A 13,557-nucleotide genomic window follows, 5' to 3' on the forward strand; every position below is an offset into this window, starting at 1 on the left:
GCACCGGCCGCTTCGACATCTACGAGACAATGTAAACGTGTTCAAGGCGACTTTTGACGCAGGTTGCAAAGCGGAGAGGTCGGCGGATTGCGCGTCTGCCCGTTACAGACGTGAAATCAGAGCTTTATGCTGCAGAAGCAGCTTTGCGCGGAGAATCTGCAGCCTGTGAAAATCTGTGTAATCGTATGCACAGATCGACTCAACACCGTCATCCGCCGCGGATCGACCCTCGCCAGATGAGCTCCGCATGCAGCCTGATCGACCGGCCCTGCCCGTCGTCCTCCGCGCTTCCGGGTTCCGCCAGAAAAGCGACTGCCTCGCGAGCGATGGCTTCGACGGGCTGGGCGAAAGTGGTGAGATCGTAGGATGACCAGGAGGTCTGCTCGATATCGTCGAAGCCGGCGACGCAGAGCTGATCGGGGACCGACATCATGAATTGATGGCGGGCCGCGTCCATCACGCCGCAAGCGAGGAGGTCGTTGGCACAGAAGATCGCGTCGGGCCTTTCCTTGCGCGTCAGCAGCCGCTGGGCGACGACCTTGCCCGCCTCGTAGCCGGTCGGGCCGAAGCGCTCGACGGCGACCTCCATACCGAGTGCGGCGGCAGCGGCAACGAAACCGTGCTCGCGGGCCATCAGGCTGGGCGTCCCGACTTCCGAATTGGCGAAGGCAAGGCGACGGCAGCCGGCGCGCACAAAGGCGGTGAGGATGCGGCTTGCCGCTTCCTTGTCGTCGAGATTGATCCTGAACGGGCCCGGCTGCGCGTCGTCGCGGTTGATCAGCACCAGCCGCTGGCCGTTCTTCAGGCAGAGCTGGGTGATCGATTTGTCGGGTTGGCCTGACAGGATGATCGAGGCATCGGCGCGGTAGCGGATCGCCTGCCGCAACGCCCGGTCAACACTGCCGTCGGAGCGGTCGGTATTGATCAGCATGGCGATCTTGCCAGAGTTCTGCAGATGTTGCGTCACCGCCCTGATCAGCGACGAGCGGTAGGGTGTACCCATCTCCGAAACGATCAGGCAAACAATGCCGCTCTCGTTGCGCATCAGCCCGCGGGCGAGATGATTGACGTGATATCCGAGCGCCTCGGCCGCTTCCATCACCCGCTTGCGTGTCTCGGGCGCGACGCTGGCCCCTGGCGTAAACGTGCGCGACACAGCCGAACGGGAAACCCCCGCTTTTTCCGCGACTTCCTGCGCGCTGACAAAGACCTTCGTGACCAACTGAATCTCCCCTTGCACGCGACTGTGCACGATATTGCAATTGCGTGCAATATCCCCGCGAATGGATTTATGACAGTTTTGTGACAAAAACTGTTGACAGGCTTTCCTGGGTCATGCAGCATTTGCACACGCTTGCAAAGGCGATCGGCGTGGAGGCGCCGCCACATCCAGGAGGAAAGAATGCGTTCAGCTAAACTTGCCGCGGCAGCGCTTGCCGCGAGTGTGACTTTTGCTGCCTTTTCGGCTCATGCCGCTGGCAATCTCAATGTGATCTGCTCGGCAGACCAGGAAGTCTGCGACCTGATGAAGGGGCTGTTCGAAAAGCAGTCCGACATCAAGGTCAACATGGTGCGCCTCTCGGCCGGCGAGACCTATGCGAAGATTCGCGCCGAGGCCCGCAACCCGAAGACCGACATCTGGTGGGCCGGTACCGGCGATCCGCATCTGCAGGCCGCCGCCGAGAACCTGACGCTGGAATACAAGTCGCCGCTGTTCGACCAGCTGCAGGATTGGGCCAAGAAGCAGGCCGAAAGCGCCAAGTACCGCACCGTCGGCGTTTATGCCGGTGCGCTCGGCTGGGGCTACAACACCGACATCCTGAAGCAGAAGAACCTCAAGGAACCGAAGTGCTGGGCCGACCTGCTGGATCCGTCCTACAAGGGTGAAATCCAGATCGCCAACCCGAATTCCTCGGGCACGTCCTACAACACGCTGGCAACGCTGGTGCAGATCATGGGCGAGGACAAGGCTTTCGACTATCTGACGAAGCTGAACGCCAACGTTTCGCAATATACCAAGTCGGGTTCGGCACCGGTGAAGGCGGCCGCCCGCGGCGAGTCGACCATCGGCATCGTCTTCATGCATGACGCCGTGGCGCAGACCGTCGAAGGCTTCCCGATCAAGGCAGTCGCGCCTTGCGAAGGCACCGGTTACGAAATCGGCTCGATGTCGATCGTCAAGGGCGCCAAGAACCTCGAGAATGCTAAGAAATGGTATGACTGGGCACTCAGCGCCGATGCGCAGTCGCACATGAAGGACGCCAAGTCCTTCCAGCTACCGTCCAACAAGTCGGCCGAAATTCCGAAGGAAGCACCGAAGTTCGAGGACATCAAGCTCATCGACTACGACTTCGCCAAATACGGCAATCCCGATGTCCGCAAGGCGTTGCTCAGCCGCTGGGACAAGGAAATCGGCGCCAAGGCGAACTGATTTCAAGTGATCTCAATGGCCGGCTGCCGATGGCTGCCGGCCGCCAAGCATAATGCCGTGCTCAAGCGGGAGCGAACCATGAAGAACCACAATCGCAGACTGGATATCGCTCTCGTCTTCGCCATTGCCGCCCTGATACTGCTCCCGTGGTATCGGATCGAAGGCGGCTTCTTCGGCCTTGGATGGCTGTCTGATTTTCTGGGCGATCCCTCCACGGCGCCCGGCATCCTGCAGATCACCACCTATGGCCGATGGTGGCTCGCGATCGCCGTCTTCCTCGTATTGCTGGGCGGCATCGCGCGCTTCCTTCCCGATCCGAAACGCCGTGCCACGCTGCTGGCCTGGGCCGGCGGCCTGGGCGTGCTTTTCCTGACGATCGAGGGATTGGCGATCAATCTCTCCGGCTGGAGCTGGACATTCGCCGAAACCCTCTTCGGCGCGCTCCCTGACGGACAGCCGTCGATGGGCGCTGGCGCAGTGGTGACCGGCCTTGTCTTCGTGTTTCTCTTCGCCTTCGGCCTTGCCGAACGCGGCGTGATGAAAGGCGACGCCTTCGTGGTCGGCGCTATCGCCATGCTGGTGTTCCTCGTCGCCATCTTCGTCTTCTATCCCGTCGGCAGCATGTTCGTCGGCGCCTTTCAGGATTTCGACGGCTCCTTCAATCCGACCGGCTTTCTCACCAATATCCAGGATTCATCGGTCTGGAGCCTCGGCTGTGTCGTTGGCGGCGAGCGCTGCGGCGTTGCCTGGCGCACGCTCTGGCTGGCGATCATGACGGCGGCCGGATCGACGACGCTTGGCCTCTGCTTCGCGCTGGTCGCCACCCGCACCCGCTTTCCCTACAAGAAGGGTCTGCGGCTGCTGACCATCCTGCCGATCATCACGCCGCCCTTCGTCGTCGGCTTGGCGCTCACTCTGCTCTTCGGCCGCTCGGGCGTTGCGACACAGCTCGTATCTTCCCTGCTTGGCGTCGAGCCCGGCCGCTGGCTCTATGGCCTGACTGGCATCTGGATCGCTCAGGTTCTATCTTTCACACCGATTTCCTTCCTGGTGCTCATCGGCGTTGTCGAAGGCGTCAGCCCGTCGATGGAAGAGGCGTCGCAGACGCTCCGCGCCGATCGCTGGCGCACTTTCTGGCGCGTCTCGCTGCCACTGATGAAGCCCGGTCTCGCCAACGCCTTTCTGATCGGCTTCATCGAGAGCATGGCCGACTTCGGCAACCCGATGGTGCTCGGCGGCAGCCATGGCGTGCTGTCGACGGAAATCTTCTTTGCCGTCGTCGGCTCACAGAACGACCCGGCCCGCGCCGCCGTGCTCGCCATGATCCTGCTCGTCTTCACCATGTCGGCCTTCATCGCCCAGCGTTTCTGGCTACAGGGCAAGAGCTATGCGACCGTCACCGGCAAGGGCGATTCCGGTCAGCATATCGCCCTGCCGCGCGGCGTCTCGATTGCCGTTCACTCCCTCGTCATCCCATGGGCGATCTTCACCATCGTCGTCTATGCGATGATCCTGTTCGGCGGTTTCGTTCGCACCTGGGGTCTCGACAACACGCTCACCTTCGAGCACTACATTCGCGCCTTCTCGATCGGGTTCCGTGATGACGGCGGCCTGGCGTGGACGGGGGTCGCCTGGAATTCGTTCTGGACGACAATGGAGATCGCTCTGATCTCCGCCCCGCTCACGGCCGCTGTCGGCCTGCTGACGGCCTATATCATCGTCCGCCAGAAATTCGTCGGCCGCAATGTCTTCGAATTCGCGCTGATGCTGAGCTTCGCGATCCCCGGCACGGTCATCGGCATCAGCTACATCATGGCCTTCAACCTGCCGCCGCTGGAAATGACCGGCACGGCGATGATCCTCGTTGCCTGCTTCGTCTTCCGCAACATGCCGGTCGGCGTGCGTGGCGGCGTGGCGGCCATGAGCCAGCTCGACAAGAGCCTCGACGAGGCATCGCTGACGCTGCGCGCCAACAGCTTCCGGACGATCCGCAAAGTCATCCTGCCGCTGCTGCGCCCGGCGATCACGGCCGCCCTCGTCTATTCCTTCGTGCGTGCCATCACCTCGATCAGCGCCGTGATCTTCCTGGTCAGCGCCGAATACAACATGTCCACCGCCTATATCGTCGGCCTTGTCGAGAATGGCGAGTATGGCGTTGCCATCGCCTATTCCTCGGCCCTCATCGTCGTCATGGTCACGGTCATCGCCGGCTTCCAGTTCCTGGTCGGCGAACGCCGTCTGCGCCGCGAAAACCGCGTCGCCATGGCGGCACCGGCGGCCATAGCATCCGCACCTCTCGGTCAGGAGAAAACCGCATGAGCAGCAACAAACCCGGTTCCGTCGTCTTCGAGAACGTGCGCAAGACCTTCGGCGCCTTCACAGCGATCCCCGATCTGTCTCTGACCATCGAGCCCGGCACGCTGGTGACCCTGCTTGGCCCGTCCGGCTGCGGCAAGACGACGACGCTGCGCATGCTTGCGGGCCTCGAGCATCCCAGCGCTGGCCGCATCCTAATCGGCGGCAAGGACGTGACCATGCTGCCGGCCAACGAGCGCGATGTCTCGATGGTGTTCCAGTCCTATGCGCTGTTCCCGCACATGACCTCGCTCGACAATGTCGCCTACGGTCTGGAATCGTCGGGCATCAAGCGCAAGGAAGCACGCGAGCGCGCCGAGGAAGGCCTGAAGCTCGTCGGTCTTGGCGGCATGGGTCAACGCCTGCCTGCCGAACTCTCCGGTGGCCAGCAGCAGCGTGTCGCGGTTGCCCGGGCATTGGTGCTTGAGCCGCAGGTACTGCTGCTCGACGAGCCGTTGTCGAACCTCGACGCCCGGCTTCGGCGCCGCGTCCGCACCGAGATCCGCGAGCTGCAGCAGCGGCTTGGTTTCACCGCCGTCTACGTCACCCACGATCAGGACGAGGCGCTTGCGGTCTCCGACCAGATCATCGTCATGAAGGATGGCGAAGTCGCGCAGAAGGGCGCGCCGCGCGATCTCTACGACCAGCCTGTGTCGGCCTTCATCGCCGACTTCATGGGTGAGGCCAATGTGGTGCCCTGCAATGTCGTCGGCATCGATGGCGATCACGCGACGATCAATGTCGAGGGCCTGACGCATCGCATCTCCGGCCGCAACATGCGCCCCGGCCCGGCGCTGCTGGCGGTACGCCCGAACGCCATCACGCTGGCGCAGAAAAACGGCGGCGCCTTCAGCGGCCAGATCACCCATGCCGCCTATCTCGGCGACCATGTGGAATACGAAGTCAAAACCAGCAACGGCACGCTCTTCGTCGTCGATCCCGCAGTGGAAAGGGCCTTTGCGCCTTTGACAGAGGTGGAGATCGGCTTCAAGGATCGCGGCATTGCCATCATCGGCGGCTGAGCGCCGCATTTCATCAAGGGAAGATTTTCATGACGTCGCATGTCGTACCCGGGCTCGAAGCGCGCCTTGCGCTGGCCGAAGCCGTGGCCCGCGAGGCCGGAGCCGTGGCGCTCGATTATTTCAAGCGCCGCGAAACGCTTGTGATCGAAACCAAGCGCGATCCGCAGGACGTGGTCTCGATCGCCGACCGCGAGGTCGAAAACCTGATCCGCAAGCGCTTCAACGAAGCCCATCCCACCGATGGCGTTCTCGGCGAGGAATACGGCCTGGAGACCGGCACATCGGGCTTCACCTGGGTGGTCGATCCGATCGACGGCACCAGCCCCTTTGTCAACGGCATGCCGAACTGGTGCGTCTCGATCGGGCTCCTGCACGATGGCATCCCGGTCGTTGGTGTCATCTCGGCACCCTGCCACGACGAGCTCTATGCGGCGGCTCTCGGCATGGGCGCCACGCTGAACGGCAATAAGCTGTCGCTCGACCCGTCGCGTACCATCCGCAACGCCGTCACCGGCATCGGCGCCAACAACCATGTGACGCCGGCCTTCGTCGGCAAGATGGTGGAAAACCTTCTGGAAGCCGGCGGCAATTTCATCCGCAATGGCTCCGGCGCGCTGATGCTCGCCTATGTCGCGGCCGGCCGCCTGGTCGGCTATTACGAGCCCTACATGCATGCTTGGGATTGCATGGCGGGCTATTGCCTCGTCAAGGAAGCCGGCGGCTGGTACCACCCCTTCCCGACCGAAGGCGAGCGCCTGACCAAGGGATCGCCGGTTTTGGCCACCGCTCCCGGCGCCACCGACGACCTGCGCAAGATCGCGGGTATCTAAGGGATTTTCGCATCTTCGACCTGCCCAATCCGGCGTCATCGGCGCCGGATTTTTTGTGCATGGCGAAGATCGCAGCCTAATTTTTGTGCGCTGCAAAAATTGCACAAAAAACCGCTTGACGAGGTGGACCAATATGGTTTTGGATTGAACCAATAAGAAATTGGTTCGGACCATTCGCATGGATGAGACCACGGGGAACTCCAATTACGCACTCGACAAGCTGCGTGCGCTGCTGCGCTCGGACAGCCTCGATGCCGATGGCAAGCTGCCGACGGAGCGGGCACTTTCGGAGATGCTCGACGTCAGCCGCCGCGCCATCCGCCGCGCGCTCGAAGTTCTCGAAGCCGAGGGATTGATCTGGCGCCGCCAGGGATCCGGCACTTTTGCCGGAAGGCGCCCCGACGGCTGGAGCGAGCATGTGGATTCGATCGTCGCCGGCACCGACCTGATGGAAATCATGGAAGTGCGCCTGCGCATCGAGCCGCAGCTCGCTCAGCTTGCCGCCATCCGCGCCAAGAAGCACGACGTCGAGCGCATGTATGAGCTGGTCAAGAAGATCTACGAAAGCACCGATGCCGACGGCCGGGAACTGTGGGACGGCGCGCTGCACCGGCATATCGCGCAATCGGCCGGCAACCAGTTCTTCCTGACGATCTTCGACGTCATCAACCGTGTGCGCCAGGACGAAGCCTGGCAGACAATCCGCGAACGCGCCCGCGCCGCCAGCAAGACGCGCACCGTGACCTACGGACAGCATACCGCAATCGTCGATGCCATCGCTGCCCGTGATCCGGCGAGAGCCGGCGAAGCAATGCGCCAGCATCTGCTGACGCTGCAGGAGAGCCTGGTCCGCATGACCTCGCTCGACCATCAGATACCGGAGACCAAAGAAGAGCTCACCTGAAGAGCCACCGGCAATGAAGCAAATAAAAAAGAACCAGAGGAGAGTGAAATGAAGACCGCCAGTTTCGTGACGACCCTTCTAGCCGGGGCAATTGTTGCCCTTCCATCCTTTGCCGCCGAGCTTAAGATCGGCCTGCAGGACGATGCCGACGTGCTCGATCCCGCGCAGTCGCGCACCTTTGTCGGCCGCATCGTCTATACCGCGATGTGCGACAAGCTCGTCGACGTGACGCCCGACCTGAAAATCGTGCCGCAGCTCGCGACCGAATGGAAATGGTCCGACGACGGCAAGACGCTGACCATGAAGCTGCGCGAAGGCGTCAAGTTCCACGACGAAACGCCGATGAACGCGGCGGCCGTGGTCGCCACCATCGAACGCAACATGACGCTGCCGGAATCGCGCCGCAAGAGCGAGCTGACCTCGGTCGAGAAGGTCGAGGCCTCGGGCGAATACGAAGTGAAATTCATGCTGAAGAGCCCTGACGTGACGCTTCTCGCCCAGCTTTCCGACCGCGCCGGCATGATCGTCTCGCCGAAAGCTGCCAAGGAGCTCGGTGCCAATTTCGGCAATCACCCGGTCTGCGCCGGTCCCTTCAAGTTCGTCGAGCGCGTCCAGCAGGACCGCATCGTGCTCGAGAAGTTCCAGGATTACTGGAACAAGGACAATATCTTCGTCGACAAGGTCACCTACCTGCCGATCCCGGATACTACGGTGCGCCTCGCCAACCTGCGCTCCGGCGATCTCGACATGATCGAGCGCCTGGCACCGACCGACGCGGCATCTGTGAAGGAAGATACGAGCCTCACCTATGCCGACGCGATCGGCACCGGCTACATGGCGCTCTATGCCAATGTCGGCAACGGTGCGCGCGCCGACAATCCGTTCGGCAAGGACAAGCGCCTGCGCCAGGCCTTCTCGCTGGCACTCGACCGCGATGCGCTGAACCAGATCGTCTATGAAGGCACCTCGGTTGCCGGCAACCAGTCGTTCCCGCCGAACAGCCCATGGTTCGACAAGGATATCCCGGTTCCCGCCCGCGATCTCGACAAGGCCAAGGCGCTGATCAAGGAAGCCGGTTTCGACCGCGTGCCGATCGAGCTGCAGGTGCAGAACAACCCGGTCGCCTCGCAGATGATGCAGGTTGTCCAGTCGATGGTTGCCGAAGCAGGCTTCGACGTCACCATCCGCTCGACGGAATTCGCAACGCTGCTGTCTGAGCAGACGGCGGGCAACTATCAGCTCAGCCGCTCGGACTGGTCGGGCCGTATCGATCCCGATGGCAATATCCACCAGTTCATCACCTGCAAGGGCGGCATCAACGATACCAAGTACTGCAATGCCGAAGTCGACAAGCTGCTGAACGAGGCCCGCGCGTCCACTGACGATGCGGTGCGCAAGCAGAAGTATGACGCCGCGGCCGTGATCCTCAACGACGACATGCCGATCATCTATCTCGGCCATAACTCGTGGATCTGGGCGATGCACAAGAACGTCACCGGCTTCGTCGCCTCGCCTGACGGCATGATCCGTCTGACCGGCGTCAAGAAGGAAGGCTGAACCAGCCATCGCGGCGGCGGGTAATACTCGCCGCCTCTCTCCGCTCGCTCAGGATCGTTCATGTATACCTACATCGCCAAGCGGCTTCTCGTCGCCATTCCGACGCTGCTGATCATATCGGTCTTCGTCTTCTCGCTGCAGAAGCTGCTGCCGGGTGACCCCATCCTTGCCATGGCCGGTGAAGAGCGGGATCCGCAGGTGATCGAATATCTGCGCGAGAAATACCGGCTGAACGATCCGGTGCCTTACCAGTATGTTTCCTGGCTGGGCTCGGTGCTGCAGGGCGATCTCGGCATTTCGCTCAGAACCAATCAGCCGGTTCTGGAACTGGTGGCCGAGAAACTCCCAGTCACCATCCAGCTCGCCATCATGTCGATGATCTTCGCCTTCGTGATCGGCGTTCCCATGGGCATCCTGGCGGCGGTGAAGAAGAACACCGCATTCGACTACATCGCCAACCTGATCGCGCTTTCCGGGCTTTCGATCCCGAATTTCTGGCTCGGCATCATGCTGATCCTCCTGGTCTCGGTGAAACTCGGCTGGCTGCCCGCCTCCGGATACGAACCCTTCTTCAACGACCCGATCCGCTCGATCCAGACGATGCTGATGCCCTCCTTCGTGCTCGGCAATGCGCTGGCCGCGACGCTGATGCGGCACACGCGCTCGGCGATGCTGAGCGTGCTCAGCGCCGACTACATCCGCACCGCCCGCGCCAAGGGCCTTTCGGAGCGCTCGGTCGTGCTGGAACACAGCTTCCGTAATGCAGTTCTGCCGATCGTGACGCTGAGCGCCCTGCTCTTCGGCGAGCTTCTTGCGGGTGCCGTCCTTACCGAGCAGATCTTCACCATTCCGGGCTTCGGCAAGCTAATCGTCGATGCCGTCTTCAACCGCGACTATGCGGTCGTCCAGGGCGTCGTGCTCTGCACCGCGATCGGCTTCATCCTGATGAATCTCATCGCCGATATCCTCTACGTCCTTCTCAATCCGCGCATGAGGGCCTCGCTATGACCGCCATCGATCAGGTCGCTGTCACCACGGAACAGCGCGTGCCAAGCCGCGCCTGGCGCAAGCTGAAGGCCAACAAGGGCGCGCTTGCCGGTCTCTGCATCATCGCCTTCTTCGCGATCCTGGCGATTGCGGCACCTCTGCTGCCAATTCCCGATCCGAACGGCACCAGCTGGTCGGCGATCCGCAAGGCGCCATCAGCCGCCCACTGGCTCGGCACCGACGACCTCGGCCGCGACATCCTTTCGCGGATGATCTGGGGGGCCCAGGCCTCGCTGATGGCGGGCGTCTTCTCGGTAGCGATCGCCGTGATCGTCGGCGTGCCCTTCGGCCTGATGGCCGGCTATTTCGGCGGTTGGGTCGATCAGATCATCTCGCGTATCACCGAAGCCTTCCTTGCCATGCCGTTCCTGATCACCGCGATCGCGCTTGCCGCCTTCCTGGGCCCGAGCCTCACCAACGCGATGATCGCTATCGGCCTTTCGGCCATGCCCATCTTCATCCGCCTGACCCGTGGCCAGGTTCTGGCCGTGAAGACAGAGGAATATGTCGAGGGCGCCCGCTCGATCGGCCTCCGGCATTTCAGGATCATCACCCGCTACATCCTGCCGAATGTCGCCGCCCCCATTCTCGTGCAGGCGACGCTGACGATTGCAACGGCGATCATCGCCGAGGCCAGCCTCTCCTTCCTCGGTCTCGGCCAGCAGCCGCCCGCCGCCAGCTGGGGATCGATGCTGAACGTTGCCAAGAACTTCCTCTCCCAAGCCCCATGGATGGCGATGTGGCCGGGGGCGGCGATCTTCCTCGTCGTCATCGGCTTCAATCTCCTCGGCGACGGCCTGCGCGATGCGCTCGATCCGCGCGAAGCATGATTTCCTGAAAGGACATTCGAAATGACCGCATTCACGACCCGTCCCGAAATCCTCGGCACGTTCGGCGTCGTTACCTCCACCCACTGGATCGCCTCGGCGGTCGGCATGAGCATTCTCGAAAAGGGCGGCAACGCCTTCGATGCGGCTGTCGCGACCGGCTTCGTCCTGCAGATCGTCGAGCCGCATCTCTGCGGCCCGGGCGGCGATATGCCTGCGGTCCTCTATTCGAAGAAGAAGGACAAGGTCGAGGTCATCTGTGCGCAGGGCCCGGCCCCGGCAGGCGCGACTATCGAACATTACACATCAGAAGGCCTGAAGCTGATCCCGGGCGACGGTCTGCTTTCGACCGTCATTCCCGGCAGCTTCGACGGCTGGATGCTGATGCTGCGCGACTACGGCACGATGAGCGTTCGCGACGTGCTGGAACCGGCGATCTATTACGCTGAAAACGGCCATCCGATTCTGCCGCGCGTCTCCGCGACCATTGCAGGCCTCGCCTCTTTCTTCGAGAAGGAATGGCCGACATCCTACGAGACCTGGCTGCCCGGTGGCGCCGCACCCGAGCCGCTCTCCAACTTCAAGAACCCGGTTCTCGCCGGGACCTGGAAGCGGATCATCGCAGAGGCAGAAGCCAAGCGCGGCCGCGGGGAACAGGTCGAGGCTGCGCGCGATGCCTTCTACCGCGGCTTCGTTGCCGAGGCGATCGAGCGCTATGCTGGTTCGACCGAGGTGATGGATGCGAGTGGCATCAAGCATAAGGGCGTCATCACCGCCAATGACATGGCCAACTGGTCAGCCACGATCGAAGCGCCGCAGACCTACGGCTATCACGGCTGGACGGTCGCCAAGATCGGCCCGTGGGGTCAGGGACCGGTCTTCCTGCAGACGTTGGCGCTCCTGAAGGGCATCGATATCGCCTCGATGGATCCTGCCGGTGCCGATTTCGTCCATACCGTCACCGAAGCGATGAAGCTCGCCTTCGCCGACCGCGAAATCTACTACGGCGATCCCAATTTCTCGACGATCCCGATCGAGCATCTGCTGTCGGACGCCTATAGCGACGAGCGCCGCAAGCTCATCAAGCCAGAGGCATCGCTTGAGCTGCAGCCGGGTATCGTGCCGGGCTTCGAAGACCAGTATGCGCTGACGATGGAGATGCTCGGCGTCACCTCCAAGACCGGCGCGGTCTATGAGCCGACCATGGCGCATCTCTCCGAAAAGCGCGGCGACACGGTCCATATCGACGTCATCGACCGCGAGGGCAATATGGTGTCGATCACCCCGTCGGGCGGCTGGCTGCAGTCTTCGCCGACGGTGCCGGGCCTTGGCTTCTGCCTCAATTCCCGCGCCCAGATGTTCTGGCTGAAGCCCGGCCTGCCGACCTCGCTTGCCCCCGGCAAGCGCCCGCGCACAACGCTGACGCCGTCGATCGCGCTTCATGAAGGACGCCCGACCTTGTCCTTCGGCACGCCCGGCGGCGACCAGCAGGAGCAGTGGCAGCTCTCCTTCTTCCTGCGCTATGTCCATCACAAGATGAACCTGCAGGCGGCGATCGATCAGCCGCTGTTCCACACCTCGCATTTTCCGGGCTCCTTCTACCCCCGCACCCGCGAGCCGGGCAGCTTGATGGCCGAAGCGAATTTCGGCGAGGGCGTTCTCGAGGCCCTGCGCAAGAAGGGTCACAAGCTGACGGTTGCCGATCCATGGACCGTCGGCCGCCTGACCGCAGCACGCCGCGATGCCGACGGGTTGCTGCGGGCTGCGGCGACCCCGCGCCTGATGCAGGCCTATGCGGTGGGGAGATAGACCGTGACCTATTCGATCGTCGCCCGTGACCCGGACACCGGCCATCTCGGCATTGCCGTTGCCAGCCGCTTCTTCGCCGTTGGCGGTATCGTGCCGCATATCCGTGGCGGGATCGGTGCGGTCGCGACGCAAGCCTTCGTCAATCCGCTGAATGGCATCGACGGTTTGGCGATGCTTCGTGCCGGCCAGGCGCCGGAGGCGATCGTTGCGGAACTCGCCGCCCGCGACGAAGGCCGCAGTCAGCGGCAGTTTCATCTGATCGACTCAGCTGGACAGAATGCGGCCTTCACAGGCGAAAAATGCATCGACTGGGCCGGGCATCTGGTGGCCGAAAATGTCTCGGTGGCCGGCAACATGCTGGCCGGTCCCGAGGTGATCGCGGCAACGCTCGCCACCTATCAGAAGACCGCAGGCAAGCCGCTGGCCGAACGGCTGCTTGAAGCCATGCAGGCCGGTGAAAACGCCGGTGGCGACAAGCGCGGCAAGCAATCGGCCGCCCTCGTCATCTACCGCGACCAGGATTACGCTTGGCTCAATATCCGCGCCGACGATCATACCGATCCGCTGGCGGAGCTGCGCCGGCTCTATGCTGTCGCCAGCGAGCGCTACCTCTATGTCGCCGAGACGATGGCAACGCGCCAGAATCCGAGCGGCATGATCGACCGGCGCGAGATCGACGCGAAAATTGCCGCCGTCGAGGCTGCCCGCATCGCCGAAGGGCGGCCCTCGGCCTCCTTTGCCACACCGCTCAAGACCTGAGACCGAACCATGAAGC

11 protein-coding genes are annotated in these 13,557 nt (G+C 62.6%); 10 read left to right on the top strand and 1 reads right to left on the bottom strand.

Annotated features, from left to right (window positions below; all coding sequences use genetic code 11):
- Window positions 1-208 precede the first annotated feature (208 nt).
- A complete protein-coding gene (locus tag J2X43_RS01800) occupies window positions 209-1,222 on the bottom strand; it encodes a substrate-binding domain-containing protein (protein ID WP_112388853.1) in 1,014 nt (337 codons plus the stop codon).
- Between the two features lie 180 nt (window positions 1,223-1,402).
- Between J2X43_RS01800 and J2X43_RS01805 the strand changes: the two genes are divergently transcribed.
- The 10 genes from J2X43_RS01805 to J2X43_RS01850 all read left to right on the top strand — a co-directional run bounded on the left by J2X43_RS01805 (window position 1,403) and on the right by J2X43_RS01850 (window position 13,541).
- Window positions 1,403-2,431, top strand: a complete 1,029-nt coding sequence (locus tag J2X43_RS01805) for an ABC transporter substrate-binding protein (protein WP_112388852.1) — start codon at window positions 1,403-1,405, stop codon at window positions 2,429-2,431.
- Between the two features lie 78 nt (window positions 2,432-2,509).
- Complete coding sequence (locus tag J2X43_RS01810; protein ID WP_310290425.1) at window positions 2,510-4,750, top strand: iron ABC transporter permease; 2,241 nt, start codon at window positions 2,510-2,512, stop codon at window positions 4,748-4,750.
- On the top strand, window positions 4,747-5,808 hold the full coding sequence (locus J2X43_RS01815) for an ABC transporter ATP-binding protein (RefSeq protein WP_310290427.1): 1,062 nt from the start codon (window positions 4,747-4,749) through the stop codon (window positions 5,806-5,808). The genes J2X43_RS01810 and J2X43_RS01815 overlap by 4 nt, the downstream gene beginning before the upstream one ends.
- A 29-nt stretch (window positions 5,809-5,837) precedes the next feature.
- Window positions 5,838-6,638, top strand: a complete 801-nt coding sequence (locus J2X43_RS01820; RefSeq protein ID WP_310290429.1) for an inositol monophosphatase family protein — start codon at window positions 5,838-5,840, stop codon at window positions 6,636-6,638.
- A 172-nt stretch (window positions 6,639-6,810) separates the two neighbouring features.
- A complete protein-coding gene (locus J2X43_RS01825) occupies window positions 6,811-7,542 on the top strand; it encodes a FadR/GntR family transcriptional regulator (protein WP_112538782.1) in 732 nt (243 codons plus the stop codon).
- Window positions 7,543-7,590: 48 nt separating this feature from the next.
- On the top strand, window positions 7,591-9,099 hold the full coding sequence (locus J2X43_RS01830) for an ABC transporter substrate-binding protein (RefSeq protein ID WP_310290432.1): 1,509 nt from the start codon (window positions 7,591-7,593) through the stop codon (window positions 9,097-9,099).
- 60 nt (window positions 9,100-9,159) lie between these two features.
- A complete protein-coding gene (locus J2X43_RS01835; RefSeq protein WP_112388847.1) occupies window positions 9,160-10,107 on the top strand; it encodes an ABC transporter permease in 948 nt (315 codons plus the stop codon).
- A complete protein-coding gene (locus J2X43_RS01840; RefSeq protein WP_112538753.1) occupies window positions 10,104-10,976 on the top strand; it encodes an ABC transporter permease in 873 nt (290 codons plus the stop codon). The genes J2X43_RS01835 and J2X43_RS01840 overlap by 4 nt, the downstream gene beginning before the upstream one ends.
- A gap of 21 nt (window positions 10,977-10,997) precedes the next feature.
- Complete coding sequence (locus tag J2X43_RS01845; RefSeq protein WP_310290438.1) at window positions 10,998-12,782, top strand: gamma-glutamyltransferase family protein; 1,785 nt, start codon at window positions 10,998-11,000, stop codon at window positions 12,780-12,782.
- Window positions 12,783-12,785: 3 nt separating this feature from the next.
- Entirely contained in the window at window positions 12,786-13,541 is a 756-nt protein-coding gene (locus J2X43_RS01850; protein ID WP_310290440.1) for a DUF1028 domain-containing protein, read from the top strand.
- Window positions 13,542-13,557: the final 16 nt, after the last annotated feature.

Source organism: Rhizobium sp. BE258, from assembly GCF_031457345.1.
Classification (GTDB): Bacteria; Pseudomonadota; Alphaproteobacteria; order Rhizobiales; family Rhizobiaceae; genus Rhizobium.

Coding starts and splice junctions, on each gene's coding strand:
- J2X43_RS01805 (WP_112388852.1), top strand. CDS start 1,403: ATGCGTTCAGCTAAACTTGCCGCGGCAGCGCTTGCCGCGAGTGTGACT.
- J2X43_RS01810 (WP_310290425.1), top strand. CDS start 2,510: ATGAAGAACCACAATCGCAGACTGGATATCGCTCTCGTCTTCGCCATT.
- J2X43_RS01815 (WP_310290427.1), top strand. CDS start 4,747: ATGAGCAGCAACAAACCCGGTTCCGTCGTCTTCGAGAACGTGCGCAAG.
- J2X43_RS01820 (WP_310290429.1), top strand. CDS start 5,838: ATGACGTCGCATGTCGTACCCGGGCTCGAAGCGCGCCTTGCGCTGGCC.
- J2X43_RS01830 (WP_310290432.1), top strand. CDS start 7,591: ATGAAGACCGCCAGTTTCGTGACGACCCTTCTAGCCGGGGCAATTGTT.
- J2X43_RS01835 (WP_112388847.1), top strand. CDS start 9,160: ATGTATACCTACATCGCCAAGCGGCTTCTCGTCGCCATTCCGACGCTG.
- J2X43_RS01840 (WP_112538753.1), top strand. CDS start 10,104: ATGACCGCCATCGATCAGGTCGCTGTCACCACGGAACAGCGCGTGCCA.
- J2X43_RS01845 (WP_310290438.1), top strand. CDS start 10,998: ATGACCGCATTCACGACCCGTCCCGAAATCCTCGGCACGTTCGGCGTC.